This is a genomic window from Streptomyces sp. NPDC046870 (assembly GCF_040704595.1).
Lineage (GTDB): Bacteria > Actinomycetota > Actinomycetes > Streptomycetales > Streptomycetaceae > Streptomyces > Streptomyces argyrophylli.
The window spans coordinates 43333-68235 of the sequence record NZ_JBEYXM010000030.1 but is presented as its reverse complement, the minus strand read 5'-3'; the positions used below and the strand labels follow the sequence as shown (position 1 = coordinate 68235).

At 73.4% G+C, this 24903-nt stretch carries 30 protein-coding genes; 11 read left to right on the top strand and 19 right to left on the bottom strand.

Annotation, left to right across the window (positions count from 1 at the left end):
* The first annotated feature begins 167 nt into the window (after nt 1–167).
* A complete protein-coding gene (locus AB0946_RS36975) occupies nt 168–1607 on the top strand; it encodes an aldehyde dehydrogenase (protein WP_366765105.1) in 1440 nt (479 codons plus the stop codon).
* Between the two features lie 246 nt (nt 1608–1853).
* Here AB0946_RS36975 and AB0946_RS36970 read toward each other — a convergent pair whose 3' ends face one another.
* The 4 genes from AB0946_RS36970 to AB0946_RS36955 all read right to left on the bottom strand — a co-directional run bounded on the left by AB0946_RS36970 (nt 1854) and on the right by AB0946_RS36955 (nt 6468).
* Complete coding sequence (locus tag AB0946_RS36970; protein WP_366765104.1) at nt 1854–3026, bottom strand: MFS transporter; 1173 nt, start codon at nt 3024–3026, stop codon at nt 1854–1856.
* Between the two features lie 167 nt (nt 3027–3193).
* On the bottom strand, nt 3194–3805 hold the full coding sequence (locus AB0946_RS36965) for a flavodoxin family protein (RefSeq protein WP_366765103.1): 612 nt from the start codon (nt 3803–3805) through the stop codon (nt 3194–3196).
* Between the two features lie 196 nt (nt 3806–4001).
* Nucleotides 4002–4871, bottom strand: a complete 870-nt coding sequence (locus tag AB0946_RS36960) for an aldo/keto reductase (RefSeq protein ID WP_366765102.1) — start codon at nt 4869–4871, stop codon at nt 4002–4004.
* A gap of 565 nt (nt 4872–5436) precedes the next feature.
* Nucleotides 5437–6468 (bottom strand): zinc-binding alcohol dehydrogenase family protein, encoded by a 1032-nt coding sequence (locus AB0946_RS36955; RefSeq protein ID WP_366765101.1) that lies wholly within the window; start codon nt 6466–6468, stop codon nt 5437–5439.
* A gap of 137 nt (nt 6469–6605) precedes the next feature.
* Between AB0946_RS36955 and AB0946_RS36950 the strand changes: the two genes are divergently transcribed.
* The gene (locus AB0946_RS36950) at nt 6606–6962 is read left to right on the top strand and encodes a helix-turn-helix domain-containing protein (protein ID WP_189892139.1); all 357 of its coding nucleotides are present in this window, start codon (nt 6606–6608) and stop codon (nt 6960–6962) included.
* A gap of 204 nt (nt 6963–7166) precedes the next feature.
* The gene (locus tag AB0946_RS36945) at nt 7167–8000 is read left to right on the top strand and encodes an alpha/beta hydrolase (protein ID WP_366765100.1); all 834 of its coding nucleotides are present in this window, start codon (nt 7167–7169) and stop codon (nt 7998–8000) included.
* 42 nt (nt 8001–8042) lie between these two features.
* Here AB0946_RS36945 and AB0946_RS36940 read toward each other — a convergent pair whose 3' ends face one another.
* Entirely contained in the window at nt 8043–8411 is a 369-nt protein-coding gene (locus tag AB0946_RS36940; RefSeq protein WP_366765099.1) for a nuclear transport factor 2 family protein, read from the bottom strand.
* A gap of 32 nt (nt 8412–8443) precedes the next feature.
* Entirely contained in the window at nt 8444–9373 is a 930-nt protein-coding gene (locus AB0946_RS36935; RefSeq protein WP_366765098.1) for an NADP-dependent oxidoreductase, read from the bottom strand.
* Between the two features lie 130 nt (nt 9374–9503).
* Between AB0946_RS36935 and AB0946_RS36930 the strand changes: the two genes are divergently transcribed.
* Complete coding sequence (locus AB0946_RS36930; protein WP_366765097.1) at nt 9504–10541, top strand: TIGR03571 family LLM class oxidoreductase; 1038 nt, start codon at nt 9504–9506, stop codon at nt 10539–10541.
* Nucleotides 10542–10639: 98 nt separating this feature from the next.
* On the opposite strand, the gene AB0946_RS36925 is transcribed toward AB0946_RS36930, so the two are convergent.
* The 3 genes from AB0946_RS36925 to AB0946_RS36915 all read right to left on the bottom strand — a co-directional run bounded on the left by AB0946_RS36925 (nt 10640) and on the right by AB0946_RS36915 (nt 12548).
* On the bottom strand, nt 10640–11137 hold the full coding sequence (locus tag AB0946_RS36925) for a peptidylprolyl isomerase (protein ID WP_225812527.1): 498 nt from the start codon (nt 11135–11137) through the stop codon (nt 10640–10642).
* A 395-nt stretch (nt 11138–11532) separates the two neighbouring features.
* Nucleotides 11533–11721 carry an AMP-binding protein gene (locus AB0946_RS36920; RefSeq protein WP_366765129.1) on the bottom strand — a complete coding sequence of 63 codons (189 nt, stop codon included), beginning with the start codon at nt 11719–11721 and terminating at the stop codon, nt 11533–11535.
* A gap of 113 nt (nt 11722–11834) precedes the next feature.
* A complete protein-coding gene (locus AB0946_RS36915; protein ID WP_366765096.1) occupies nt 11835–12548 on the bottom strand; it encodes an HAD family phosphatase in 714 nt (237 codons plus the stop codon).
* 403 nt (nt 12549–12951) lie between these two features.
* Here AB0946_RS36915 and AB0946_RS36910 point away from each other — a divergent pair, with 403 nt between their 5' ends.
* The 5 genes from AB0946_RS36910 to AB0946_RS36890 all read left to right on the top strand — a co-directional run bounded on the left by AB0946_RS36910 (nt 12952) and on the right by AB0946_RS36890 (nt 15912).
* On the top strand, nt 12952–13566 hold the full coding sequence (locus AB0946_RS36910) for a ScbR family autoregulator-binding transcription factor (protein WP_366765095.1): 615 nt from the start codon (nt 12952–12954) through the stop codon (nt 13564–13566).
* A 215-nt stretch (nt 13567–13781) separates the two neighbouring features.
* Nucleotides 13782–13994: a hypothetical protein gene (locus tag AB0946_RS36905; RefSeq protein ID WP_366765094.1), complete on the top strand. Its 213-nt coding sequence runs from the start codon at nt 13782–13784 to the stop codon at nt 13992–13994.
* A gap of 54 nt (nt 13995–14048) precedes the next feature.
* On the top strand, nt 14049–15050 hold the full coding sequence (locus AB0946_RS36900; RefSeq protein ID WP_366765093.1) for an NADP-dependent oxidoreductase: 1002 nt from the start codon (nt 14049–14051) through the stop codon (nt 15048–15050).
* Nucleotides 15051–15078: 28 nt separating this feature from the next.
* Nucleotides 15079–15504, top strand: coding sequence for a MerR family transcriptional regulator (locus tag AB0946_RS36895; RefSeq protein ID WP_366765092.1), 426 nt, complete (start codon nt 15079–15081; stop codon nt 15502–15504).
* Nucleotides 15505–15639: 135 nt separating this feature from the next.
* The gene (locus tag AB0946_RS36890) at nt 15640–15912 is read left to right on the top strand and encodes a hypothetical protein (protein ID WP_366765091.1); all 273 of its coding nucleotides are present in this window, start codon (nt 15640–15642) and stop codon (nt 15910–15912) included.
* 135 nt (nt 15913–16047) lie between these two features.
* On the opposite strand, the gene AB0946_RS36885 is transcribed toward AB0946_RS36890, so the two are convergent.
* On the bottom strand, nt 16048–17415 hold the full coding sequence (locus tag AB0946_RS36885; protein ID WP_366765090.1) for an MFS transporter: 1368 nt from the start codon (nt 17413–17415) through the stop codon (nt 16048–16050).
* A gap of 136 nt (nt 17416–17551) precedes the next feature.
* Between AB0946_RS36885 and AB0946_RS36880 the strand changes: the two genes are divergently transcribed.
* Nucleotides 17552–18433, top strand: a complete 882-nt coding sequence (locus AB0946_RS36880) for a LysR family transcriptional regulator (protein WP_366765089.1) — start codon at nt 17552–17554, stop codon at nt 18431–18433.
* 61 nt (nt 18434–18494) lie between these two features.
* On the opposite strand, the gene AB0946_RS36875 is transcribed toward AB0946_RS36880, so the two are convergent.
* From AB0946_RS36875 to AB0946_RS36855, 5 genes are all read right to left on the bottom strand, one after another.
* Complete coding sequence (locus tag AB0946_RS36875) at nt 18495–18824, bottom strand: MazG-like family protein (RefSeq protein WP_366765088.1); 330 nt, start codon at nt 18822–18824, stop codon at nt 18495–18497.
* A gap of 95 nt (nt 18825–18919) precedes the next feature.
* Nucleotides 18920–19108 carry a hypothetical protein gene (locus AB0946_RS36870; protein ID WP_366765087.1) on the bottom strand — a complete coding sequence of 63 codons (189 nt, stop codon included), beginning with the start codon at nt 19106–19108 and terminating at the stop codon, nt 18920–18922.
* A gap of 136 nt (nt 19109–19244) precedes the next feature.
* Nucleotides 19245–19952 carry a phenylalanine--tRNA ligase beta subunit-related protein gene (locus tag AB0946_RS36865; RefSeq protein ID WP_366765086.1) on the bottom strand — a complete coding sequence of 236 codons (708 nt, stop codon included), beginning with the start codon at nt 19950–19952 and terminating at the stop codon, nt 19245–19247.
* Between the two features lie 65 nt (nt 19953–20017).
* The gene (locus AB0946_RS36860; protein WP_366765085.1) at nt 20018–20665 is read right to left on the bottom strand and encodes an FMN-binding negative transcriptional regulator; all 648 of its coding nucleotides are present in this window, start codon (nt 20663–20665) and stop codon (nt 20018–20020) included.
* A 31-nt stretch (nt 20666–20696) separates the two neighbouring features.
* Nucleotides 20697–21533: a DMT family transporter gene (locus AB0946_RS36855; RefSeq protein WP_366765084.1), complete on the bottom strand. Its 837-nt coding sequence runs from the start codon at nt 21531–21533 to the stop codon at nt 20697–20699.
* A gap of 116 nt (nt 21534–21649) precedes the next feature.
* Between AB0946_RS36855 and AB0946_RS36850 the strand changes: the two genes are divergently transcribed.
* A complete protein-coding gene (locus tag AB0946_RS36850; RefSeq protein ID WP_366765083.1) occupies nt 21650–22234 on the top strand; it encodes an XRE family transcriptional regulator in 585 nt (194 codons plus the stop codon).
* A 116-nt stretch (nt 22235–22350) separates the two neighbouring features.
* On the opposite strand, the gene AB0946_RS36845 is transcribed toward AB0946_RS36850, so the two are convergent.
* From AB0946_RS36845 to AB0946_RS36830, 4 genes are read right to left on the bottom strand one after another with little or no spacing between them, the layout of a single operon-like run.
* The gene (locus AB0946_RS36845) at nt 22351–22623 is read right to left on the bottom strand and encodes a hypothetical protein (protein ID WP_366765082.1); all 273 of its coding nucleotides are present in this window, start codon (nt 22621–22623) and stop codon (nt 22351–22353) included.
* A 19-nt stretch (nt 22624–22642) separates the two neighbouring features.
* Nucleotides 22643–23092, bottom strand: a complete 450-nt coding sequence (locus AB0946_RS36840) for a hypothetical protein (protein WP_366765081.1) — start codon at nt 23090–23092, stop codon at nt 22643–22645.
* Nucleotides 23089–24090: a metallophosphoesterase gene (locus tag AB0946_RS36835; RefSeq protein WP_366765080.1), complete on the bottom strand. Its 1002-nt coding sequence runs from the start codon at nt 24088–24090 to the stop codon at nt 23089–23091. The genes AB0946_RS36840 and AB0946_RS36835 overlap by 4 nt, the downstream gene beginning before the upstream one ends.
* Nucleotides 24087–24395 (bottom strand): plastocyanin/azurin family copper-binding protein, encoded by a 309-nt coding sequence (locus AB0946_RS36830; RefSeq protein WP_366765079.1) that lies wholly within the window; start codon nt 24393–24395, stop codon nt 24087–24089. Before AB0946_RS36830 ends, AB0946_RS36835 begins: the two co-directional genes overlap by 4 nt.
* Nucleotides 24396–24903 lie beyond the last annotated feature (508 nt).

Below are 24903 nucleotides of genomic sequence, written 5' to 3'. Positions count from 1 at the left end.
ACTATACGGCTCTTTTCGGCCATGGCGACATGTACACGCCCGCCAGGCCGATCAGCCGCGGGAATCAAACTTAACAAAACGCTGTTCTCTTGACTAGGAAAACGTCGTTCTCTTAACGTGGCGGCCTCTCCCGCCCTCCCGGCGTGACCCTTGCGAAAGGAATCCCAGTGATCACTTACGACAGGCTGTACATCGGCGGACGCTGGACCGAGCCCGCCAAGAAGGACCTGCTGGAGGTCCGTTCCCCGCACGACCGGTCCCTGGTCGGGCTGGCCGCCGAGGCCACGAAGCCCGATGTGGACCTCGCCGTCGACGCCGCCCGCAAGGCGTTCGACGAAGGTCCCTGGCCGCGCCTGTCCCCGGCCGAACGCCAGGCCGTCGTCGCCCGCTTCAACGACCTCTACGCCAAGCGCACCGAGGAGATCGCGGACCTCACCACGGCCGAGAACGGCAGCGCGCGCTGGTTCACCGGCTGGACCGCCGCCGCGCTGTCCCAGCAGACCGACGCCTTCCTGCGCGCCGCGGCGGCGCTGCCGTGGGAGGAGGACCTGCCGCGGACCGACGGCACGACGGGCCGCGTCCTGGTGCGCCGCGAACCGGTCGGCGTCGTCGCGGCCGTCATCCCCTGGAACGCCCCGCACCAGTCCGCGCTCGTCAAGATCGTCCCCGCGCTCCTGGCGGGCTGCACCGTCGTGCTCAAGGCATCGCCCGAGAACGCCCTCGTCACCCTGCTGCTGGGGGAGATCCTCACCGAGGCGGGTGTGCCGGAGGGGGTGGTCAGCATCCTGCCGGCCGACCGCGCCACCAGCGAGTACCTCATCTCCCACCCCGGCATCGACAAGATCGCGTTCACCGGTTCCACGGGCGCCGGACGCGCCATCGCGGCCATCGCCGGGCGGCAGCTGAAGCGGGTGAGCCTGGAGCTCGGCGGCAAGTCCGCCGCCATCGTGCTGGAGGACGCCGACCTCGACGCCATGACGGAGGGCCTGAAGTTCCTCTCCTTCGCCAACAACGGCGAAGCCTGCGTCGCGCACACGCGGATCCTGGTGCACCGCAGCCGCTACGACGAGACCGTGGCCAAGCTGAAGGACCTCGTCGAGTCGCTGACCGTCGGCGACCCCTCCGACCCCGCCACCTTCATCGGACCGATGGTCAGGGCGGACCAGCAGGAGCGCGTGCGCGCGTACATCGAGACGGGAATCCGCGAGGGCGCCCGGCTCGTCACCGGCGGCCCGGAGGTCCCGGCCGGCCTGGAGGACGGCTACTACGTCACCCCGACCCTCTTCGCCGACGTCGACAACTCGATGCGCATCGCGCAGGAGGAGATCTTCGGCCCGGTGCTCGTGGTCATCCCGTTCGACGACGACGACCACGCCGTCCGCATCGCCAACGACTCCCCGTACGGCCTCGGCGGCGGCGTGTGGACGGCCGACGAGGGCCGGGCCCTGGAGATCGCCCGGCGCGTCCGCACCGGCACCTTCTCCGTCAACGGCGCGCCGTTCTCCTTCGACGCCCCCTTCGGAGGGTTCAAGAGCAGCGGCATCGGCAGGGAGTTCGGCACGGCCGGCCTGACCCAGTACGTCGAGTACAAGACGATCGCGGCCTGACCCCTGCCCCACCGCACCCCTCACCCCTTCCACGCGCGGACAGCCTGAGGCGGTACGGCGCTCCGCCGGCGTTCCCCGGCCTCACCGCGTCGCCTGACGCACCGTCATCTCGACCGTGCGGGTCAGCGGTGGCGGCGCGGAGCCTGGTCGTCCCCGGCGCCGGTGCGGGGGGCCGGGGACGCGGGGGAGCGGGTGCTTCGACACTCCGCCGTCCGCATACGGTTCCGCGTACGTGCCCGCGGGGTTTCACGTTTCCTGGGCGGGCCTCGCGGGGTCGTCACGGCGTGACCGCAGGGCCAGCGAGAGGGCCGCGCTCGCGGCGAGGAGGGCCACGACCAGGCCGTAGACGGCGACGGTGGCGGTCAGCGGGACGAAGTCGCTGGCGATGCCCGCCACGAGGACCGGCGCGCCGTACGCCGTGTAGGCGACGAGGTAGACCGCCGCGAAGAGACCGCCCCGGCTCGCGTTGTCCGCGAGCGGGCCCAGTATGCGCAGGGAGGAGCCGAAGGCCGCGCCCTGCCCCGTGCCGCCCAGCAGCGCGCCGGCGACGACGAGCGGCAGCGTCGCCGTCACGACGCCGGTCACCGTGAGGACGGCGCCGGCGAACACCAGCAGCGCGCCGGTGCTGGTGGCCCGCCCGGCGGACAGCCGGCCGAAGGCGATGCCGGCCAGCGCCGCCGCCATCGGCTGGACGGCGACGACCGCACCGTTCAGCGCCGCGTTGTGGATGCCGAACACCGTGGCGTCGAAGGACGGCGCCAGCCCCAGGAAGAGCCCGGAGAACATCCAGCCCGCCGCGACCAGGGGGGCCAGGGACCAGAACCACCCGCGCGCCGCGCGGACGACGCTCAGCCTCGGGCGCAGTGAGGCCAGAACCCCGGGATGCCGGTCCGCGGTCTCGGGCGCGGCCAGCACGGAGGCGATGCCGTAGACGAGGACCACCGACAGGCCGAGGAACACGATCGCCGTCGGATGGCTGCTGGACTGGACGGCCAGGCCGGCGAAGAGCGCGCCGAGGGCCAGCCCGCCCACCGGGGCGGCGCTGGTCAGCACCGTCATGACCGGCCGGTGCCGCGGGGCGGCGAGCTCGATGATCGCGGCCGTGAACGTACTGGTGGCCGCTCCCGTGGCCATGCCCTGCACGGCCCGGGCGGCGATGATCCAGCCGATGTCGTCGGCGGCCAGGAACAGCGCGCTGGTCACCAGCAGCAGGAGCATGGCGCCGACCAGCACCGGCCGGCGGCCGATGTGGTCCGACACGGAACCCGCCACGAGCAGGGTGGCCAGCAGCGTCACCGCGTACACGGTGAACGCCGTGGTGAGCTGCCAGGCGGGAAAGCCCCACTCGCGCTGGTAGAGCACGAAGAGCGGACTGCCGGCACCGGCTCCGAAGGCGACGGCGATCGAGGCGATTACCACACCGGCGGTGGCAGGCGGCCGGCCGCGGCCGGCGGGCGGAGCCGGGTCCGGGGAGGACGCCGGGGGCTGAGGTGAGGAAGGGACTGCAGACAGCTTCACGGCGTCTCCTCGGGCCGCTTGTCCGGAGGGGTCGGGCGGGGGCCCGACCCGCGAGGTCACACCGGTGCTCAGACCGCGGCGGCGAGGGCCCGGCGTCCGGCACCGACCAGCGCCGCCTGCCGGGCCACGCGCGCGCCCAGGTGCTCGGCCGTGGCGATGTCCGCGCCGTGGACGGTGTCCGCCCCGCCGTCCATCGGGGTCTGCGCGCCGGCTCCGCCCCAGTAGCCCAGGCGGTTCAGGTCGTGCTCGGAGGCGGTGGTGGAGTTCCAGCCCGGAGCGAGTCCCAGGCTGACCCAGAGCATCTGGTGCTGGGCGGCGAAGGCGGCGAAGTACGCGAGGGTGTTGTTCTTGTCGCCGCTCTTGGAGGCCGAGTTGGTGAATCCCGCCGCCAGCTTGTCCGCCCACCGTCCCTCGGCCCAGCGCCCGCTGGTCGCCTCGGCGAAGGTGTGGAAGCCGGCCGAGGCGCCGCCCATGTAGGTGGGCGATCCGAAGACGATCGCGTCGGCCTGGTCCAGGCCCTGCCACTGTTCGTCGGTCACGGCGGTGACGTCCACGAAGGTCACGTCGGCTCCGGCCTGCTCGGCCCCGCGGCGGACCGCTTCGGCGAGGACGGCCGTGTGTCCGTAGCCGGAGTGGTAGGCGACGGCGACGGCCGGGCGGACGGGGGACGGTGCGGACATGGGAACTCCTGTGAGAGTCGGTGTTCGGGTGCGGGGACGGGGGAGGGCGTCAGGAGGCGGCGTGCCTGCCGACCCCCGCGAGGGGCGTCGCGGTCGTGCGACGGCGGCGTCGGCCGAGGGAACGCGCCGGCCGGCCGGTCCTCATGGCGAGCCGCGCGGCGCGGTCCGGCGTGCGCCGGCTTCGGGCGCGGCGTTCTCAGCCCCGGGAGAACGGGTCGCCCAGGGCCTCGTAGTCGGCCTGCGTCAGCTCCAGCGCGGCGGCCGCCACGTTCTCCTCCAGGTGCTCGACCGACGACGTCCCCGGGATCGGCAGGACGACGGGCGAGCGGCGCAGCAGCCAGGCCAGGGCCACCTGGGAGGGCGAGGCACCCAGACGGGCCGCGACGCGGGCGAGCGGACCGCCCGGCCGGGCGAGCTGACCGGTGGCCAGCGGGAACCACGGCAGGAACGCGATGTCGTTCGCCTCCGCGTACCGCAGGACGTCCTCGGAGTCGCGCTGGGCGATGTTGTACAGGTTCTGCACGGAGGCGACGGGCACGATGCCGCGGGCCCGCTCCAGCTCCTCGACGCCGACCTCGGAGAGCCCGACGTGCGCGACCTTGCCCTCGTCGCGCAGCTCCTTGAGGACACCGATCTGGTCCTCGAAGGGCACCGAGGGGTCGACGCGGTGCAACTGGAAGAGCGGAATGCGCTCAAGACCCAGTCGGCGCAGGCTGGACTCCGCCTGCCGGCGCAGGTACTCGGGCCGGCCGTTCGGCTGCCACTGCCCGGGGCCGGGACGGGTCAGCCCGGCCTTGGTGGCGATGACCAGGTTCTCCGGGTACGGGTGCAGGGCCTCGCGCAGCAGCTCCTCGGCCGTCCCGGGTCCGTAGGAGTCGGCGGTGTCGAACAGGGTCACGCCCAGTTCCACGGCGCGGCGCAGGACACGCACACCCCTGTCCCGGTCGGGGAAGGGACCCCACACTCCGGGACCCGTCAGCTGCATGGTGCCGTAGGCGAGTCGGTTGACCGCGAACTCTCCGCCGAGGGTGAACGACCCGGATGACTCCGCTGGGATGGTGCTCATGTCTCGCTGCCTTTCTCGTCCGGGCCGCCCGCGGTGGGGGCGGCTCCCGGCACCGGGGAGGTGCCGTGTCGTCTGTGCGTGTGACATCACCGCGACCGCGGTGGGATACGCGAGGGCGGCGCCTCCCGCCGGCGACGCGATCGGCGGGGGCGCGTGTGCGGCCGGCGTCGCACCGGCGACCGTGACGTCGAGGTCACGCGGGCGCCGGGGCCCGGAGCCGTCCACGCGCGGCGTCCGCTCGGCGCCGACGGGTGGTGGAGCGGCCGGGGACGCGCCGGCCGGTCGGCGCGCCCCGTCGCCGTCCCGCGCCCCGTCCCCCTCCGGTGCGTCACTGGGGCCATCACGTCTCCTCGGCGAACCGTGACAGGGGAAGGGCTGGAGGGGGCGCCCACGGGGTCACGGGTTCGTCCGAGGCGGTCCGCCGGTCGCGTGGCCGGCCCGGTCGTCGGGCCTCTCGCTGCCGGCCCGGCCAGCATGACCGCCGCTTGTGGATACTTTGTGGGATCCGTTCCGGGGCGGGCCCGGCCGGGGGTCGGCCGGGCCCGCCGGCCGGGCGGGACCGTGCTCAGAAGCCGGTCATCGTGATCTTGCCGATCGCCTTGCCCGACTCCAGGACGCGGTGCGCCTCGCGCAGGTGCTCGGCGTTGATCGTGCCGAGGTCGGTGGTGGCGGTGGTGGTGAGGATGCCCGCGTCGACCAGGCGGGCGATCTGGTCGAGGATGTGCCGCTGCACCGCCTGGTCGGGCGTCTGGTGGAGCGAGCGGGTGAACATGAACTCCCAGTGGAAGGAGATGCTCTTGGACTTGAGCACACCGATCTCGACCGGGCCGAAGTCGTCGATGGCGACGAGCCGTCCGAGCGGCTTGAGCATGTCCGCGTAGGCGGTCAGGTTCCGGTCCGTGCCGGCGGTGCTGAAGACGAAGTCCACTCCGCCCGGTGCCACCTCGGCCACCTGCGGGGGCAGGGGCCTGCGGTGGTCGACGACATGGGACACCCCCATGCGGCGGGCGAACGCGGCGGTCTCCGGGCGCGAGGCGGTGCCGACCACCGTCAGGCTGGTCAGCGCGCGCGCCAGCTGGGCCACCATCGCACCGACACCGCCCGCGGCGGCGGTGACCAGCAGGGTGCCGGTCTTCTCCAGAGCGCCCTCGCGCAGGCCGAGGTGCTCGAAGAGGCCCTCCCACGCGGTGAGCGACGTCAGCGGCAGGGCCGCCGCCTCGGCGAAGGAGAGGGTGGCGGGCTTGTGGCCGGCGATGCGCTCGTCCACGGTGTGGAAGAGGGCGTTGGCGCCGGGCCGGTCGATGGCTCCGGCGTAGAAGACCTCGTCGCCGACCTCGAACGCCTCCACCTCGTCGCCGACGGCGACGACCGTGCCCGCGGCGTCCCACCCGAGGACCTTGGGCTCGCCGCCCGGGTCGTTGTTCTGCCGCACCTTGTAGTCCACCGGGTTGACCGCGATCGCCTCGACCCGGACGAGCAGGTCGCGGGGGCCGGGCCGCGGCACCGGCAGCGTGACGTCGACCAGGCTCTCCGCGTCGTCCACGGGAAGGCTCTTGCGGTAGGCGACCGCCGGCATGGTGGTGGGGATCTCAGTCATCTCGGGCTCCTGATCGTGCCGTAGGTGCTGGCTGCGGCGATAACGTAGCCCGGGGGAGGTAGTAACTTTCAACGGAACCTACTTCCCTTTGGGAAGTAAGCTGGTAGAGGCCGATTCAGGAGCGGAGGACGCGACCGTTGGCGACGACATGCGCATCCGAACGACACGACCACCACGACGTCTACGCGGCCCAGTGCCCCTGCCGGGAGGTGCTGGACCTGCTGGCCAACAAGTGGTCGGCGCTGGCGATCGGGGCGATGGAGGAGGGGCCCCAGCGCTTCGGAGCGCTGCAGCGGCGCCTGGAGGGCGTGAGCCCCAAGGTGCTCACCTCCACGCTGCGCCGTCTGGAGGAGAAGGGGTTCGTGGACCGGACCATCTACCCCGCGGTGCCCTTGCACGTCGAGTACGCGCTCACGGACCTGGGACGCAGCGTGGCCCGGCCGCTCGCCCAGCTGCGGAACTGGGTGGAGGACCACGTCGACGAGATCGCCTAGGGTCCGGACGAGAGGCCCTGCGGGGCGCACAGGCCCGGAGACGCCGGCCGGGATCCGCTCGCCCGCGTCGCGGCGTTCCCGGAGCTCGCCGTCGGCGCCGGCGCCGGGCGGACTACGGTCAAATGGCCTATGGCCCCGGCGGAACGGGGCGGCACACTCGACGACGTCCGTGGTCTTCCCGCACCCCCATGACGAGGAACCGAGATGTACGTCGACGCCCCCAACCAGGTGGTCGATGCCGCCAACGGTGTGCGGTACGCATACCGCCGCTGCGGCCCCGCCGCCTCCCCGCCGCTCGTGCTGCTCCAGCACTTCCGAGGCACCCTGGACAGCTGGGACCCGGCCCTCGTCGACGCCCTGGCCGCCGAACGCGACGTCATCGCCTTCGACAACGCCGGGGTGGGCCTCAGCACCGGCCAGGTGTGCCGCACCGTACGGGACCTGGCGGCGGACACGCTCGCCTTCCTGACGGCGCTCGGCGTGCGGCAGGCGGACGTGCTGGGCCATTCGCTGGGCGGCTTCACCGCACAGGAGCTGACCCTGCTCCGTCCTCGCGCGGTCCGCCGCCTGGTGCTCGCCGCCACCGCTCCCCGGGGAGGCCCCGGTGTCCACGGCTACCCGGACGACGTACTGGCCCACGCCGGCTTCGAGCGGCTGGGCGTACAGGACTACCTCTACGTCTTCTTCGGCCACACCGGTACCAGCCAGCGCAGCGGCCTGGAGTTCATCGGCCGTTGGCTGGAACGCGAGCGAGGCCGGGACCTGCCGGTCACCGCGGCGGTCCGGGCGGCGCAGTACGAGGCCGTGGCGGAGTGGGGCGTACCCGACCCCGCGGCCCTCCAGCGGCTCGCGGCCGTCGACCACCCCGTGTTCGTGGCCGGCGGCGACAGCGACCTCGTGATGCCCGCGCGGACGTCCCACCTGCTGGCGGGGCTGCTGCCGAACGCACGGCTGAAGACGTACCCGGACTCGGGCCACGGCTTCCTCTTCCAGCACCACGCGCAGTTCGCGCGGGACGTGCTGGCGTTCCTGCGCTGAGCGGCGCCCCGCCGCCGACGTCAGGCGTGGAGCGCGGTCCGGTCAGTGGTCGGTGACGAGTGTGTAGCGGACGGTCTGGGCCTGGATGAGCCCGTCGCGGAAGACGAAGGTGTCGACGCCGTCTTCCACGCGGCGCCCGGCCGGGCTGGCCGCGGACCATTCGAGGAACAGTACGTCGCCGGCGAACTGCGGCTTCAGTTCCCAGTCGGCGTCCGGGAGATCCGCCAGCAGCCTGCCGATGGCCTCCTTGACCCCTTCGCGGCCGTGCAGGGTGCCGGACGGTGTGATGAAGACGGCGTCCTCGGCGTAGTTGGCGGCGACGCGGTCGAGGTCCCCCGTGCCCAGACGCGCACCGTGGTCGGCGAAGACCTCCTGCGGACGACGGCGAACCGATGGGGTGGGTGTTGTCATGACGTGCTCCTTCGCACAGGGCCCGGAGCCGTTCAGCGCCCGGGGACCGACAGGACGAGCTTTCCCCTGGTGTGACCGCCCTGGCTGACGCGCCACGCTTCCGCCGCCTCGCGGAGGGGCAGCACACGCTCGACATGGACGGTCAGCCGGCCTTCGTCGGCCAGGGCGGCCAGGGCGTCGAGATCAGTCCGGTCCGGCCGCACCCACACGTAGTGCCCGCCCTTGGCGGCGGCTTCCGGATCGACGACGGAGGCCAGCCGGCCGGGGTCCCGGAGCAGGCCGAGCGAGACGTCCACCGCGTCGTGCCCGGCGAAGTCCACGGCGGCGTCGACCCCTTGGGGGGCCTGCTCACGGACACGCTCACGCAGACCGGGCCCGTAGGTCACGGGGACGGCACCCAGGGAGCGGACGAACTCGTGGTTGCGCTCGCTCGCCGTCGCGATGACCCGTGCCCCGAGGGCGGTGGCGATCTGCACCCCGAACGAGCCGACACCCCCGGCCCCGCCGTGCACGAGCACCGTCTCGTGCGGCTGGAGGCCGACGCGCCGGACGGCCTGGTAGGCGGTGAGCCCCGTGAGGGGTACGCCCGCCGCTTCCTCCCAGGTGAGCGCGGCGGGCTTGGGGGCCAGCAGGCGTACGTGCGCGGAGACCAGCTCGGCATAGGCGCCGAGCTGGGCCCAGTCCTTGCGGACGTAGCCGTAGACCTCGTCGCCGGGGGCGAACTCGGAGACGTCGAAACCCACTCGCTCCACGACCCCGGCCACGTCCCAGCCGGGGACCAGCGGGAAGCCGGTCTCCATGACGGCGTCGAGCCGGCCTTCGGCCAGCTTCCAGTCCACCGGGTTGACCCCGGCCGCCTTCACACGGACGAGGACCTCGCCGGGTGCCACTTTCGGGTCCGGCAGCTCCGTCCATTCGAGGTCTTCGCTACGACCGTACCGGCGCAGTGCCATGGCTTTCATGAACGGACGTGTTCCTTTCAGGCGGCGACAGCGATCGAGGCGTCGTACACTACTTGCGCACAACGTATATTGCAATCGCAGATAGACTGCACTCGCTAATATAAGGCGTATGCAACTAGATGACCATCCGATGTCTCCCACTCCCACCGCGCTCGAGCGGCTCGTGAACCCCGCCGGCCTGCCGACCCTGGGCCTCGAACTCCCCCTCGACCATGACTGGGGCCACACGCGCCTGCGCGCCGACCGGGCCGCCGGCCGTCCCTTCGGCGTCCCCGACCTGACCCGTCACACCGAACTGGCGCGTCTCGCCGACACCTTGGGCTTCGCGAGCCTGTGGGTGCGGGACGTGCCCCTGTACGATCCGGAGCAGTTCGGCGACGCCGGCTCCGTCTTCGAGGCGTTCACCCATCTGGGTAATCTCGCGGCCGTCACCGAGCGGGCCGTGCTCGGCACCGGCGCCATCGTGCTGCCGCTGAGGCAGCCGCTGCTCGTCGCGAAGGCGGCGGCCACCGTGGACGTCCTGTCCGGCGGCCGGTTCGTTCTCGGGCTGGCCAGCGGTGACCGGCCGGTGGAGTACCCCTTGTTCGGCGAGGACTTCGAGACCCGCGGTGCCACGTTCCGCAAGGGCGTGGAAATCCTGCGCGAGGCCTGGGCCACCCGTGCGAGCGGGCAGGGGATGAGCCTGCCGGACCTCGGACTCGGCGCCGAACGCCATCTCGAGGTGCTGCCCAAGCCGACGGGCCACTCCGTTCCGATCGCCATCGCCGGTCATGCGCAGCAGTCCGCGGAATGGGTCGCGCGGAACGCCGACGCCTCCCTCAACTACCCCCGCCCCCTGGGAGCCCTGCGGCTGAAGACCCGCGAGTGGCAGCAGCTCACCGCCGGGGCCCCCAAGCCGTACCTGACCCCGATGCAACTGGACCTCACCGAGGACCCGGCGGTCGCCGCGACGGCGATCCGGCTCGGCCTGCGCACCGGGCGCGAGGCCCTGATCGAGCACCTGCGGGAGATGGGCGCCCTCGGGGTCAGCCACGTCTCCTTCAACCTGCGCCCCGGCGACCGTCCCGTCGAGGAGGTCCTGCGGGAACTCGCCGAAACGGTGCTGCCGCACTTCCCGGCCCCCGACGTGGCGCCCGCGGCGGACGCGGACCCCGTCACCGCGTTCTGACGGCGGTCCCGCCTCCCAGGGGCACGCCGGGACTGCCCGCCGGGGCCGCCGAGGACGTGTCGCGCGAGCGACCCCCGGCAGCCCCGGCGGCGGACGGGTCAGAGCTGGCCGGACTCCGCGATGGTGATCTTCGCGGAGGTACGGCCGCTGGAGGAGCCGAGGGACTCGATCCTCTTGACGAGCTCCATGCTCTGGGTGTCGGCCACCTCGCCGAACACCACGTGCTTGCCGTCGAGCCAGTCGGTCACGATGGTCGTGATGAAGAACTGCGAGCCGTTGGTGTTCGGGCCCGCGTTGGCCATGGACAGCAGGCCCGGCCGGTCGTGCTTGAGGGTGAAGTTCTCGTCGGCGAACTTCTCGCCGTAGATGCTCTTGCCGCCGGTGCCGTCGCCCCGGGTGAAGTCACCGCCCTGGAGCATGAAGGCGGGGATGACCCGGTGGAACGAGGAGCCGGCGTAACCGAAGCCCTTCTCGCCGGTCGCCAGGGCGCGGAAGTTCTCCGCCGTCTTGGGGACCACGTCGTCGAACAGGTTGAAGACGATCCGCCCGGCGGGCTCGTCGTTGATGGTGATATCGAAGTAGACCTTGGTCGTCATGCCCCTATCCTGACATTCCACCGGGCACCGCTCTCACATGCGGGTCCACCTCCGGCCGTTGCGCCGGGGGGACACGGCGTGGCCCGGATCGGCCGGACCCCTCCCCGGCGGCCGGTTCCGTGAGCAACGCCCGGACGGTCGGCAGGCGGTACGGGTCCCTCAGCCGTACGGCGGGCAGCCCCTCGGCGCGCATCGCCGCCCCGTTGCGATGGCGAACAGCGCGTTGCCGCCGCGCTCGAGGAAGTCGTCGTCGGAGCCGACGGGCACGCCGGCACCTCGCTCCACACCGCGCTCAGCCGGGCGGCCCGCCCGCGAGGCTTCACGCTGGGCCCATCGGACGCATCCGCCGGACGTGGACCGGACCGACCCGGCCGTACGGCTCGTGGTCCTCGGGATCACCGAGTCCATCCGGGCCAGGAGGAGCCGACCGCCCGCCCGCAGGCGTCGAGCGGCGCCACGGGGTGGCGGTGCGGGACCACGACTCGCTTGGCCCGGCCCGTGGACCCCGAGACGTAGATGACATACGCCGCATCGTCCGGCGTCACCGCCGGCCGCGGTGCCCCGTCCTCGCCGGCCGCGACCAGCTCGTCCGGGAAGACGGACTCGGCCCGGGAACCCGTCGGGTAACGGCACGATCACCGACTCCGGAGCGCACGCACGGCCCGCCCCACGGCCACCCTGGCCCGGGCGCCTCCCCCTACGGCTCCGGCGCCGGCCCCGGGGTGCCGGGGGAGTGGGCCCAGGCCAGCAGTTCGGGGGCGTCCAGCGCCGGTAACCACAGGTCGGCCCGGACGGCGGCACCGTCGCCCGGCGGCCGGGGGCCGACGCCCAGGACCCGCATTCCGGCGCGGCGGGCCGCCTCCACGCCGGTCTGGGAGTCCTCGACGGCCAGCGCCCGGTGGGGGCGGACACCGCAGAGCCGGGCCGCCTCGGCGTAGAGGTCCGGGTACGGCTTGGGACGCAGGCGGTCCCCGGTGTCGGGGGCGACGATGTGGCGGAAGTGCGTGCGCAGCCCGGCCCGTTCCAGGCTGCCTTCCACCACCACTCTCGGGCAGTTGCTGGCCACCGCCAGCGGCAGTCGGGCGGAGAGCAGCCGGACGATCCGGACCGCCCCCGGCATCGTCACCGGGTCGTCGGTGACGAGCTCCAGGAAGTGGTCGAGAAGCGCGGCCGTCAGGCCCTCCGCCAGTTCGGGCTTGTGCACCGACCGCGCCATCAGCCGGCCGCAGTCCTCGTAGTGCAGGCCCGTGGCCTGCTCCGCGAATCCGGGCGGTGGCTGGAGCCCGTACTCGCGGAAGGCGCGGTTGCGGGCTTCCCGCCAGTGGCGTTCGCTGTCCATCAGGGTGCCGTCGCAGTCGAAGACGACGGCTTCGGGCGACCATTCGAGAAGAATGTGGGCCGTGGTGTTCACGAGGGCCTCCTACGCGTCCGTACGCATGGCATACGACATTCACGGCCATCCGCAGGAAACGGGAAAGATAGTGGCGGCTACGTTATTTCCGTCAGGTCGCATCGGGCAATGACACTATTCAGTGACTCGACGGCGTCGGAATCCCGGCGTATGGCCGCGCGGCGGCGAGAGCGGGCGGTTGGCGATCGGGGAGCGTCAACACTGGTGTCGTCGCACACCAGTTGGCACACAGGTGCGGCCGTGCCGCAGCCCGCACGAACCGGTGCCCTTTACCACTCGACCGCATTCCCTCTCGAAAGAAATGCGCAATTTACCGCACGCGTGTGACCTGTTCTGCGCCAGGCGTACGCTGGCGCACTAAATTCATGGCCGGCGGAAGAACCGAGCGAGGGCGGACGGTACGTTGCAGGAACGGGCGAAGGCAACCCGTAGATCACTGCTGGAAGCGGCTGCCCAGCTCTTCGCCGAACAGGGGTACGCGGCCACCAGCGTCAACGACATGAGCGCCCGGTCCGGCCGCACCAGCGGCGCCGTCTACTTCCACTACGCCGGCAAGGAGGGCATCGCCGTCGCCGTCGTCCAGGACCGGTTCGCCACGTGGTCACAGCTCTCCGCACGCTACGCGGACGAGGCGGTCCCCCCGGTCGAGCGGCTCGTCGCCCTCAGCTACGACATCGCCCGTGCCCTCGCCGAGGACCCGGTCACGCGGGCCGGTGCCCGTCTGTGGGCCGAGCGCGCCACCATCAGCGCCCCCCTTCCCGACCCCTTCGCGCTGTGGACCGCCGCCGCCACGCGACTGCTCGCGCAGGCCCGGCTCGCCGGCCACCTGCACGCGCACATCCGCCCCGCCCGCACCGCCCGGACCCTGGTGCGCGCGTTCTTCGGCCTCTGCGCCCTCACCGAGGCGCTCGAAGGCACGGCCGTCCTCACCGACCGCCTGACGGACTGGTGGCAGCTCACGCTCCCCTCCCTCCGCCCGCACCCGGCACACGAGGAGGACCTGCCGAGGGAGGGGTGACGCCCGGCGCTCGCCACCCCGCGCGCCACCCCGCGCGCCTCACCGCGCGGCCGGCCGGGCGAGCCGGAGCGCTGACCGGCAACGCGAGGCCGACAGGGCGGTGCACCGGTGTCCCGCAGCGCGGCACGCTCCGTCATGGAGGCCGCCCCACGGCATGCCGGACACGCCAATGACGTGGCCCAGTCGGTTGGCCCATGGGTGCCAGACTCGTTCTCATGGACACCGCCAAGCTCGAACTCGCCGCTCAGCGCTACCGAGAAGCCGAAGCCGCCCTGGACGCGGCGCGCACCGACCTCCAGGCCGAAGCCGTCGCCTTCCTGCGCACGACCGACGAACGCGGCGCACAGGCCACCGTCGTCCGCATCACCGGCTGGACCCGCGAGTATCTGCGCCGACTGGTCATGAACAGCGACGAGAACACCGCATGAGCGCGCGCCCGGCCTCTTGCCCCTGACCCAGGGGTCAAGGCTTAGCGTCCGGGCATGAACGCGACCCATCGTCTCGTACGTCTGGCCCGCCGCCCCGCTGGACTGCCGGCCCCGGCCGACTTCACGCTGGCGCACGCGCCCCTCCCTCGCCCCGGGGCCGGCCAGGTACTCGTCCGGAACACCCATTTCCTCGTCTTCCCGGGCCTGCGCACCCTCATCGGAGGTGAGACCCGCGATGTCCCGCTGCCGCCGCTGCACCCCGGCGACACCCTGTTCGGCCCCGCGATCGGCGAGGTGGTCGACGGGCCCCTGGACAAGGGGCAGTTGGTGCTGCACCTCCAGGGGTGGCGGGAGTACGCGACCCCCGCCGCTGCCGCGTGCAGGCCGCTGGAGGGCGTCCTGCCCGACCCGGTCGCCCACCTCGCCCAGGGGTCGGCGGCCTACGGCGCGCTGACCCGGCTGGCCGGGGTCCACGGGGGCGACACCGTGTTCGTGACCGGCGCCGCCGGTGCCGTGGGCACCCTGGCGGGCCAGATCGCCCGGCTGCTGGGTGCCACCCGGGTGATCGGCAGCACCGGCTCACCGGACAAGGCGCGTCGCCTGGAGCGGGAACTCGGCTACGACGCCACCGTGCTGCGCGGTGCGGCCCCGATCGCCTCCCAGCTCGCCGAGGCGGCGGCGGCCGGCATCGACGTCGTCCTGGACACCGTGGGCGGAGAACAGCTGACGGCCGCCGTCCACGCCGCGAACCCGGGTGCCCGGTTCGCCTTGGTGGGCGCACTGGACGGTCAGCTGTCCGCGAACCGGGCGGGCGGGAGCGCGCCGGCCGTGCTCGACACGTACCGGTTGCTGACCCGGGGCATCACGATCGCCGGCTACAGCGGCGTGGACCACCCGGACGTCGAGACGGAGTGGGAGGCCCGCTTCGGCGACTGGCTGCGGGCGGGCGACATACGATTCCCGTACACCACGGTCCACGGCATCGAGCGCGCCCCACAGGCGCTGCCCGGGCTGATCGCCGGCCGCTCCTTCGGGGCGACCGTCGTGGAGCTGTAGCCAGGGGTGTACACGGACAGGGGGGCACATGCGGATCGGTGAGGCAGCGGCGGCGGCCGGCACCACACCACGCGCTCTGCGCCTGTACGAGGCCCGCGGCCTCCTCCCGCCCCCGCCACGAACCCGGTCCGGCCAACGCGAGTACGGGCCCGCCGAAGTGGCCCGCATCCGCGTCATCCGCGACCTGCTGGCCCTGGGCCTCACCCTCGGCGACCTCCGCCGCCGCGCCCACCGCCTGGACCACCTCGTCCAGGACCCGCCCCCATCCCGCAGCTGCGGCTCCGGGGGGCTCAGCGACGTCGTGGCCGATCGCCTCGCCGCCCTGGACGCGGAGATCGCCCGTCTCACACACCTACGGCAGAGCCTCGCGGCGGCCGCAGGCGGCGCACGGGACGCCCCGGCCCCGCCGACCCACCCCCACGACGGCACCGGCACGTCCGAGCCCGTGTGCTGAACCCCGGCCGACCGGGCCGGCACCGGAGCCGCACCCGGCCGGGCGCGAGCAGAAGGACGACGGCTCCCGGCCGTCCCTCTGCCGCGGCCGACGCCGGCGACCCGCGCTGTCAGTGGCGGATGCGAGGCTGAACGGATGGACCGTTACGAGGAGCAGCTGCTACGCCGCCGGGTCTACGGCGCCGACCCCGACCAGCCGGGCCCGCGGCCCGGCCGGCGCTACGCCGAACTGGTCGGTGGACCGCTGGACGGCCTGCTGCTCGACATCACCGGCTGGACGCGCGACGAAGCCGGCGCCGGCGTCGCGCTGGCCACCGAGCTGGGGCGGTTCGGCACGGGTGGCCGGGCGATGTACGATCCGCGCCCCGGTGACCCCTCCCGCCTCGACTGGGCCGGCGACACTCCCTGACCGTCCCGCGCGGGACCAGTCCTGCGACCGCCCGCTCCGGGACCGTGCCTCGCGGACGGGACCCGCGCCCTGGTGCCGTGCTCACCCCGTCACCCCGGTCACTGCCCGGACGTTCCCCTGCTTCCGGCGCTCCTCCTACCGGGCCGTACCCCCGGGTGTCCGCGCGAACACCAGCCAGGCGAGGGCGCCGAGACCGGCCGGCAGCAGCAGTGACCAACCCGTGTCCGCGGTCGCGGCGGCGCCCGTCAGGGCGACCCCGAGGGTGGCGCCGGTCTGCCGGACGGCGTTGAGCAGACCACCGGCCGAGCCGGCCGTGCCGGGCGGGGCGACGCCGAGGACGGCCGCGGCCAGGGCCGGCAGGACGAACGAGATGCCGAGGCCGGTGAGCAGCAGACCCACCGCGAGCCACACGTAGGCGCCGTCGGCGAAGACCGCGGCGGCCAGGAGCGTGCTTCCGGCGGTCAGCAGCGCCAGGCCGGCGACGATCGGGGGCCGTGGGCCGGTGCGGGCGACGATCCTGCCGGTCAGGGGCGGATTCGCGGCGAAGGGGACGGTCAGCGGCAGGAACGCCAGGCCCGTTTCCAGGGCACTGAGGTGACGTTCCCGCTGGAGCAGCAGAGGGAGCACGAACAGGGCGCCGGACAGCGCGAAGTTGGTCACCGCGCCCGCCAGCAGTCCGGCCCGTACCGGTGCCGACCGCAGCAGCGTCCGGTTCACGACCGGGGCCTGGCTGCGTCGTTCGAGCCGGGTGAACACCGTCACCGCGATGCCGAGCCCGCCCGCCGACCACGCGGTGTGGGCCCACGCGCCCGCGCCGGCGGCGATCAGGACGTCCGTGAGCAGCGCCAGCACCACGACGGCCGCGGCCTGGGCCGGCCAGTCGACACGGTCGGCGCCGCGCGGGCAGCGCACCGCCCGTCCCCGGGTCAGGGCCAGTACCAGCAGTCCGAGGGGCACGTTGAGCAGGAACACCGCCCGCCATCCGGACGCCTCCACCAGGGCGCCGCCGGCGATGGGCCCGGCCGCGACGGCCGCCCCGCTGACCGCGGCCCACACCGAGATCGCGCGGGCCCGCGCCGCAGGCAGCGGACAGAGACGGGCGATCAGCGCCATCGAAGCCGGTACACAGGCGGCCGCGGCCGCCCCGGACACCGCCCGCAGGACCAGCAGCACACCCAGGTCCGGGGCCAGGGAGCTGAGCAGGGACGCGAGCGCGAACACCGCCGTGCCGGCACGGAAGACCCGGTCGGCGCCGAACCGGTCGGCCGCGGCCCCCGCCGACAGCAGCAGCGCCGCGAACACCACGGTGTACCCGGTGGTGGCCCACTGCAGGCCGGCCATCGGCGTATGCAGCGACGCGGCCAGGTCGGGCTCGGCGACGGACAGCACGGTGGTGTCGAGCAGCACCATGAAGTAGCCCAGCGACACGCCGGTCAGCGCGCCCGCGCGCCTGGCCCGGGACGCCGGGGGCGCGGTGGGCGCGTCAGGGTTCACGACAGTCATGGAAGAGGAAGCCTCCGGTGAGCGGCCAGATCGGTGACGCCGACCACCATCGGTCCGGCCGGGCGGGGCGCTCCACCGGCGCGGCCGCACGCCGCGTTCGGAAATTCCGTACGCGAGGGCGGTGTTGGGCGCGTACGTGGAACTACGCCAACTCGCCACCTTCGAGGCCGTGGTCCGGCACCGGACGGTCACGGACGCCGCCGTCGCCCTCGGTCTCGCCCCCTCCTCCGTGTCGCAGCAGATCCGCACCCTGGAAGCCGGCCTCGGTGTCCGCCTGTTCACGCGCGGTCCCAGGGGCATGGAGCCGACCCCTGCCGGGGAGCGGCTGCGCGGCTGGGCCCGCACGCTGCTCGACACCGCCGAACGAGCCGTCCAGGACGTCCGCGGTGAGCGCTTCCGGCTACGGCTCGGCGCCCTGGAGACCCTCGCGGGCTCCCACGTCCCCCTCGTCCTCGCCCGGCTGGCCGAACGCCGCCCCGACATCACGGTCGACGTCCACACCGACCGCACCCGCCAAGGGCTGCTCACCGACGTCGCCGAGGGACGCCTCGACGCGGCCCTCCTCCTGGACGCCGGGGAAACCCTCGGCGGGCTCGGCTTCCCCGCCCCCGCCGAACCCCTCGCCTTCCTCGACCTCGACCCCGTACCCCTCGCCCTGGTCGCCGCCCCGGACCACCCCCTGGCGGCCCGCCCCACGCTGACCCCCGCCGACCTCGACGGCGAACGGCTCCTGGTCAACGTCCCGGAGTGCTCCTTCTGGCTGGCCGGACAGCACCTCCTCGGCACCGCCCCCCGACGCGTCAGGGCCGGCGGCGTCCCCGTCATGCGCGCTTGGGCCGAACACGGCCTCGGCGTCACCCTGCTGCCCCGCTTCGCCGTGACCGACAGCCTCCGTGCCGGCACCCTCGTCCAACTGCCCCTTCCCGCGCCCGCCCTCAGCCTGCGCCTCGTGTGGCGCAAGGACCGCGAGACCCGGCCCGAGCTGCGCGACGTCCTCTACGCGGCCGCCCGCCCCTGAACGACACGAGCGGTCGGAGCACGGTCGGCGGGACGGCCGGGCCGGGGCCCCGTGGGAGGGGTCACTGCGTGGCGGGCGGCGGGCCGAAGGCGCGGACGGCGATCGCGTCCAGCTTCGCGGCCAACGTGGCGGCCGGATCGGGGCTGAAGCCGTGCAGTGCCACGGCGGCGGTGACGATCACGTCGCACAGCTCGTCGGCGACGTCGGCCGGCGTGTGCGTGACGCCCTTGCGGGGGTTCTGCCCGGTCAGACCGACGTACGCCTGCCCGACCTCGCCGACCTCCTCGGTGAGCTTGATCAGGCGCATCGCCCGCTCGTGCTCGTCACGGCCGTTCTCCCTGTCGAGCCAGTCGACCAGACGGCCGATGGTCTCCCACTGCTCCGGGGTCATGTACGGGTCTCCTCTCGTGTCGTGGGCCGGCCGCGGGCGGTTTCGCGCGCGTGCTCGTGTCGCGCCGCGGCTCCGGGTACCGGATGGTGAACGCGTCACCCGGAAGCCGCTCGCCGGTCGCCATGAGATGCGGGATCAGCGACCACGCGCTCGAAGACGTAGGCGGCGGCCCACAGCGGAGTCGTGCGGGAGTCGGCCATCAGGTCCCACAACACCTGGTGAGCGGCGACGATCTCCTCGGCCGGGTGTGTGGCGATGAGCCGCCAGAACCGCTGTCTGTCCATGGTGGCGAAGCATGTCACCCGGCACTGACACGGCACCGGGCACGAGGCCGGCATCCAGGTGCCGCCGACCGACGCGGCCGACGAGAGTGCCACGTGGCTCCGCCGCCCAGTGACGTCCTGACGCCCGAACGGAGGTTCAGACCGTGACCTGGGGCTGTTCCCGGGACAGGTGGTGCACCTGCGTGCGGTCCGTGTGCGGGGCCAGCAGGTCCCGCAGTTCGTCCGCGGCGGCCTTGAGGAGGTGGCCGTCGCGGGCGGCGTGGAGGGTTTCGAGGACGAAGGCGACGTGGGTGGAGTCCTCGGTGACGCGGGTGCGGTGGGCGTCGCGGTGGTTCCAGTGGCGGGTCAGTACGTCGGTGGCGTCGGTGTAGACGACCTCGCCGGGCCCGGGGTGCTCGATGGTGCCGGGTTCGCCGAGCGGGGTGAAGGTCTCGCCGCCGTCCGTGTGGCGGATGTCGACGTCCCCGGTGACGTGGTCGAGGTCGAAGGCGCCGGCGGGCAGTCCGTGGCGGACGGAGACGGCGTTGTAGGAGTCGACGGCCGGGTTGATCCGGGGCAGCGTGCCCTTCTTGGCGAACCGGCGTCCGAGGGCGTCGACGCTGGGCCGGATGCGGCGGGGGTTGGTGCCGAAGGAGCGGTAGGCGGTGTGCCACGCCTCGATGCGCGGGTCGCTCTCGTCGGCGGGCTGCCAGACGCCGTCGGCGAGCTGCCGCTCCAGCTCCTCCAGGGCGGCGGTGGTCGCGGGCCAGGGTTCGTGGCCGCGCAGCCCGGTGGCGGTGACGACGGCGATGAGGGTGTCGGGGAAGGCGTCGGCGACGGCGGGGCCGAGGCGGAAGGCGGTCATCGTGAGGGGTCCGTTTCTGAGGGGCCGGAGGGGCCGGAGGGGCCGATAGAGGCGAAGGGCGCCGGTCAGGCTTTCCAGGTGCCGATGCGGTCCAGGCGGCGGATCTGCTGGGCCGCGGTGGGCGCGTCCAGGCCGGTGCCGCGCTCGGTGAGCCGGCGGGCGGTGCCGGTGCGCTGCTCGACGGGCTTGTGGTCGTCGTACTTGAACTTCGCGCGGACCTCGGTGACGTCCAGGCGCAGGCCGCGGATGCCGGGCAGCATCCGCCCGTACGGCGGCCGGTCGGGAACGACGGGGGCGTGGTCCCCGTCGGGCTGGAAGTGGGCCATCTGCCGCCGCAGCAGCTCGGCCTTGGCCTCGGGATCGTCGACGATCGTGGCCCGGCAGGTGAACTGGACGGCCGCGTAGTAGCTGGTCGGCACGCCGTCGGTGGGCGGGACGCCGGGCCGGGCACGCCAGGGGCCGGGGATGAAGGCGTAGTCGCCGGTGACGGTGAAGGTGACGTCCGGGCCCGCCTCGATCGCCGTCCAGACCGGGTTGGGCCGGGCCAGGTGGACCAGCAGGGCGCTGCCGTCGACGGCGAAGTGGGTGGGTACGACGACGGGGGCCCGACCGGGCAGGCCGTTGACGCTGAGGATGCCGAAGTCGTGGCCGTCGGCGATCCAGGTCCGCCACTCGGCGTCGTCCAGGGCGGCGTCCCAGGGCTGGATGAACATGCGCGGTCCTTCCGGGGCTCGGTGCGGGAGGTCAGGTGAGGGCGAGGAGGCCGACGGCGACGGCGGCGGTGCCCAGGCCGATCAGCTGGCCGCGGTGGATCCGCTCGGCGAGGACGCCGCGGGCGAGCAGGACGGTACCGGCCGGGTACAGGGCGGTGATCACGGCGACGACGGCGAGGTCACCACTGCGGGCGGCGAGCAGGAACAGCAGGTTGGCGACCGAGTCGAGCACGCCGGCCGCCGCTGACATCGCGTACGCCGGCTTCCGCGGCCCCAGCCGCCGGAACATCAGCCCGGCCGCGGCCAGGGTGACGGCGGAGGACACGGCGCGGCCGGTGATCAGCGGGCCGACGCCGCTGCCGGAGGGGGTCTGGTGCAGGAAGACCAGCTGCAGGGCGATGGCGGCCCCGGCGCCGAAGGCCAGCAGCAGCGCGGTGCGCGAGGGGCGGGTGCCGCCGGCACCGTGTCCGGCGCTGACCAGCACCACGGCCGCAAGCGCCAGCGGCAGGCCGATCAGCCCGGCCGGCCCCAGGTGCTCGCCCTCCAGCAGCCCGACGCCGACCGGCAGCATCGCCGAGACCAGCGCGGTGACCGGGGACAGGACGTTCATCGGGCCGATCGCCAGCGTGCGGTAGAGCAGGGCGAACGCGGCCGCCGAAGCGACGCCGGACGCCGCGCCCCAGGCGAGGGTGGCGGGGGAGAAGGAGGCGCCCAGGAAGGGCCACAGCAGGAGCTCCACGGTGAGCGAGGCCGGGGCGGCGATCAGCACGGTGCGCAGGACGTGGGCCTTGCGTGCGCCGAGCCCGCCGAGGAAGTCGGCGCACCCGTAGGCGAGGGAGCTGCCCAGGGCCAGCAGCAGAGCGATCACGGTACATCCCTTACTATCAATGGAACGACTACACCGTACAGTGCACCGACCGGACCTCGTCAACAGAACGACCGCGCGGTGCAGTGCACTGATCCACTGTCTGAAGGGTGATGGTGATGGCCGAGACTGAGGCGGCGCTGCGGACGCTCGCACACAACGTCCGTGCGGCCCGTACCCGCGCCGGGCTGTCCCTGGACGAACTCGGCCGGCGCGCCAAGGTCAGCAAGGGCGCCCTGGTCGCCCTGGAGAAGGCCCAGGGCAATCCCAACTTCGCCACCCTGGTCCGCCTCGCCGACACCCTCGGCGTCTCGGTGTCCGCGCTGATGGAAGGCCCTGCCGAAGGCCGTGTCCGGGTCGTGTCCGCCGATGCCGTCATGCCCTTGTGGAGCGGGGCGAAGGGCGGCGAGGCGCGCCTCATGCTCACCACCTCGGGACCGGCCCCCGTCGAGGTCTGGCGCTGGAAACTGGAACCGGGTGAGGAGTACCCCAGCCATCCGCACCAGGCGGGCGTCGTGGAGACGGTCAGTGTCACCGCGGGCGAGATGGTGCTCGTCGTCGACGGCACCGAGCATGCCGTCGAGGCCGGGCAGACGGCCGCCTTCGACGGCGACGCCCCCCACACCTACCGCGGCGCGGGCACCGGCACCTGCCACCTGATCATGACCGTGCACATCCCGCCGGGCCCCGGCTCGGCGAGCTGACCGCTGCGCGGCTCCGCGCGCCCGGCGGTCGTGCCGCACGCCGGTGCACACGGGTGCACCGGCGTGAAGGCGGAACCGCGCGGTTGCCCGCGCTCTCCGCGGCAGTCGGGGGCCGGTCAGCGCGGCGCGTGGCCGAGCAGGGTGGCCCGCAGTTCGTGCTCGGTGATCTGCTCGGCGGGGCGGTGGAGCACCCAGCGGTGGGGTTCGCCGTCCATGGGCAGCACCGCGACGACGGTCTCCAGCCGGCGGTGGCCCGCCGTGCCACGGCTGAGCTGACGGATGACGACGGCCGTGTCCTCGTCCAGGTCGAGCAGGGCCCGTACGGCGTTGTTCAGTTCACGCAGGCGCGGGCTCGGCCAGGCGATCCCCGGGCGTGGTTGCAGGTACATGGGGTGTCCCTCGGGTGGTTCAGCCGGGTGGGGTGCGCGTGGTGGCCCAGGCGGCCGTCCCGCCGGGCGGCCGGGCGGCGCGAGGACGTCCGGCCAGGGTCATCTGCCAGACGGCGAGGAGCAGCAGCGTGCCGGTCTCGGCGAGGAGGCTCAGGACGGCTTGTGGCGCGGGCCGCAGACCGTGCTCGGTGAACCCGAACACCCCGACGGTGCGCGAAGCGGCGAAGCCCGCCAGAGCGCCGAGCGCGACGCCTGCCGCGGCGATCCTCAGCAGCAGCGGCGGTGTTCCGATCAGCAGCAGGACGGCGAGGGCCAGGGAGGCGCCGGCCTGGAGCAGGAACAGGGGGCCGATGACGGGGACGAAGCGGTAGCCGTCGAGGTACAGCCGGGCGTGGAGGTATCCGCCGGCGGCGAGGCTCGCGGCGGTCGCCGTCCGCAGGGCGGGGGCGAGGAGCCGTCGGGTGTTCATGTGAGCCTCTGGTCGGTGATGGCCAGTTCGCGCTCGCCCCGGCGGTAGCCGACGGTGCGGATACCGAGTGCCTCTTTGAGCTGCCGGGCGGGGACGACCTGCGGGGTGGGGGCGGGAGCGCGGCCCGGACGGGGCAGGGGGTAGGCGGTGGTGGTGGCGGAGTGGAAGGTGATGTTGCCCTCCGTCTTGGTGAAGAGCTGGTGGACGTGCCCGTTGAGGCAGGTGACGGAGGAGAAGCGGCGCAGGAGGGCGATGACCTTCAGGGCGTCGTCCGTGCTCCAGCCCCACCGCGGGTACATGGCGAACAGCGGGATGTGGCTGAAGACCACGACGGGGGTGTCCGACGGCACTCCGGCGAGGTCCTTGCGGACGAAGTCGATCTGGGCGTTGCCGAGGTGGCCGAGCTTCTCCAGGCTCAGGGTGTTGACCAGGGCGATGAAGTGCACGCCGTGGGTGTCGAAGCTGTACCAGCCGTCGCCGAGCGTGCCCGCGCCGAAGGTCCGCCGGTAGGCGCGGCCCGCGTCGCCGATGGAGTCGTGCTCGCCCGGCACGGTGAAGACGCGGTCCGTCCGCATACCGCTCATCATCTGTTTGACCTGGTCGAACTGCCCGGCCGTGGACAGGTGGGTCAGGTCGCCGCTGTGCATCACGAAGTCGGGCCGGAAGCCGAGCGTGTTGACCTGGTGGATCGCCTCGGAGAACGAGCCGGCCACATCCGTGTTGGCCGGGCCCTGGAACCCGATGTGACTGTCGGAGACCTGCACGAACCGCAGCGCCCCGCTCTGCGCGGCGGCGGCCCCGGCGGTGCCCCCGGAGGTGCCTTCCCGGGCGTCGGCGATCTGGCTGACCACCTGCCCGCCGGCCACGGTCAGCACCACGGCCCCGCCGAACCACGCGGTGTGCCGCATGAGTTGACGGCGGGTCATACCGTGCTCGCCGTCGGTCCGGCCGGTGTCGTCGGCCGGTGCTCCGTCGTGGCTGTTCCAGTGATCGGTCATCGGGTCACCTCCACGGTGGCGGTCATGAACGGATGGATGGTGCAGAGGTAGGAGTAGGTGCCGGGCTTGGTGAACGTGTGCCGGTAGGTGGCGTGGGTGGCCAGGGCGGCCGAACGCAGCGGGCCGCCCGATCCGGTGCTGGTGACGGTGTGGGCGTCGGTGTCCTGATTGGTCCACGTCACCGTCGTGCCCACCTTGATCTTCAGCGTGGCCGGGGCGAACGCGAAGTTCCTGATCGCCACCGCGTCGCCGGTGACCGGCGCGGTCTGCGCGGCCTTGGCCGAGGGGCTCATGGGCATGCTCATGCTCGGCATCGGTGAGGCGCCGGGAGCGGAGCCCGCCGCGCCGCCCCGCCCCGTGGCGCCGGACATCCCCGCCATCCGGTGCTGACCCGGGCCAGGTGTGAGGGCAGCGGCTCCGGTTGCCGGGGAGTGCGACGACTGGCCGCACGCGCTGAGGAGCCCCAGGGCGCCGCCGGTGGTGACGATGACGGCGGCCATTCCCGCCGCAGCGCGTGACCGGCGGCCCGGCGCGCGAAGTTTCTGGTACATGGTGTGCGTTCCTCGTTGATCAGGCGGAGGTGTGGACCGCGCCGGCTGGGCGCGCGCCCCCGCGTGCAGGTGTGGTGGATGCCGTCCGCGGGCGCGTGGCCCTCGCCGGCCGGCCGGCGGAGGGGCAGGGGTACGGCCCCGTGCGCACAGCTCGCCCCGACGTGCCCCGCGCGCTTCCGCCCCTGCGCGCCGCGACGGTGCGGGCGGGACGGGGCGGACGGCGCCGGAGCGCTCGTGTCGAGCGGCGTGTTCCGGCGGCCTC

Bases quoted from the DNA above. Each gene is read 5' to 3' on its own strand.
- AB0946_RS36965 (WP_366765103.1), bottom strand. From the start codon at position 3,805: ATGTCCGCACCGTCCCCCGTCCGCCCGGCCGTCGCCGTCGCCTACCAC.
- AB0946_RS36960 (WP_366765102.1), bottom strand. From the start codon at position 4,871: ATGAGCACCATCCCAGCGGAGTCATCCGGGTCGTTCACCCTCGGCGGA.
- AB0946_RS36955 (WP_366765101.1), bottom strand. From the start codon at position 6,468: ATGACTGAGATCCCCACCACCATGCCGGCGGTCGCCTACCGCAAGAGC.
- AB0946_RS36945 (WP_366765100.1), top strand. From the start codon at position 7,167: ATGTACGTCGACGCCCCCAACCAGGTGGTCGATGCCGCCAACGGTGTG.
- AB0946_RS36940 (WP_366765099.1), bottom strand. From the start codon at position 8,411: ATGACAACACCCACCCCATCGGTTCGCCGTCGTCCGCAGGAGGTCTTC.
- AB0946_RS36935 (WP_366765098.1), bottom strand. From the start codon at position 9,373: ATGAAAGCCATGGCACTGCGCCGGTACGGTCGTAGCGAAGACCTCGAA.
- AB0946_RS36930 (WP_366765097.1), top strand. From the start codon at position 9,504: ATGTCTCCCACTCCCACCGCGCTCGAGCGGCTCGTGAACCCCGCCGGC.
- AB0946_RS36925 (WP_225812527.1), bottom strand. From the start codon at position 11,137: ATGACGACCAAGGTCTACTTCGATATCACCATCAACGACGAGCCCGCC.
- AB0946_RS36905 (WP_366765094.1), top strand. From the start codon at position 13,782: ATGGACACCGCCAAGCTCGAACTCGCCGCTCAGCGCTACCGAGAAGCC.
- AB0946_RS36900 (WP_366765093.1), top strand. From the start codon at position 14,049: ATGAACGCGACCCATCGTCTCGTACGTCTGGCCCGCCGCCCCGCTGGA.
- AB0946_RS36895 (WP_366765092.1), top strand. From the start codon at position 15,079: ATGCGGATCGGTGAGGCAGCGGCGGCGGCCGGCACCACACCACGCGCT.
- AB0946_RS36890 (WP_366765091.1), top strand. From the start codon at position 15,640: ATGGACCGTTACGAGGAGCAGCTGCTACGCCGCCGGGTCTACGGCGCC.
- AB0946_RS36885 (WP_366765090.1), bottom strand. From the start codon at position 17,415: ATGACTGTCGTGAACCCTGACGCGCCCACCGCGCCCCCGGCGTCCCGG.
- AB0946_RS36875 (WP_366765088.1), bottom strand. From the start codon at position 18,824: ATGACCCCGGAGCAGTGGGAGACCATCGGCCGTCTGGTCGACTGGCTC.
- AB0946_RS36870 (WP_366765087.1), bottom strand. From the start codon at position 19,108: ATGGACAGACAGCGGTTCTGGCGGCTCATCGCCACACACCCGGCCGAG.
- AB0946_RS36865 (WP_366765086.1), bottom strand. From the start codon at position 19,952: ATGACCGCCTTCCGCCTCGGCCCCGCCGTCGCCGACGCCTTCCCCGAC.
- AB0946_RS36860 (WP_366765085.1), bottom strand. From the start codon at position 20,665: ATGTTCATCCAGCCCTGGGACGCCGCCCTGGACGACGCCGAGTGGCGG.
- AB0946_RS36850 (WP_366765083.1), top strand. From the start codon at position 21,650: ATGGCCGAGACTGAGGCGGCGCTGCGGACGCTCGCACACAACGTCCGT.
- AB0946_RS36845 (WP_366765082.1), bottom strand. From the start codon at position 22,623: ATGTACCTGCAACCACGCCCGGGGATCGCCTGGCCGAGCCCGCGCCTG.
- AB0946_RS36840 (WP_366765081.1), bottom strand. From the start codon at position 23,092: ATGAACACCCGACGGCTCCTCGCCCCCGCCCTGCGGACGGCGACCGCC.
- AB0946_RS36835 (WP_366765080.1), bottom strand. From the start codon at position 24,090: ATGACCGATCACTGGAACAGCCACGACGGAGCACCGGCCGACGACACC.
- AB0946_RS36830 (WP_366765079.1), bottom strand. From the start codon at position 24,395: ATGAGCATGCCCATGAGCCCCTCGGCCAAGGCCGCGCAGACCGCGCCG.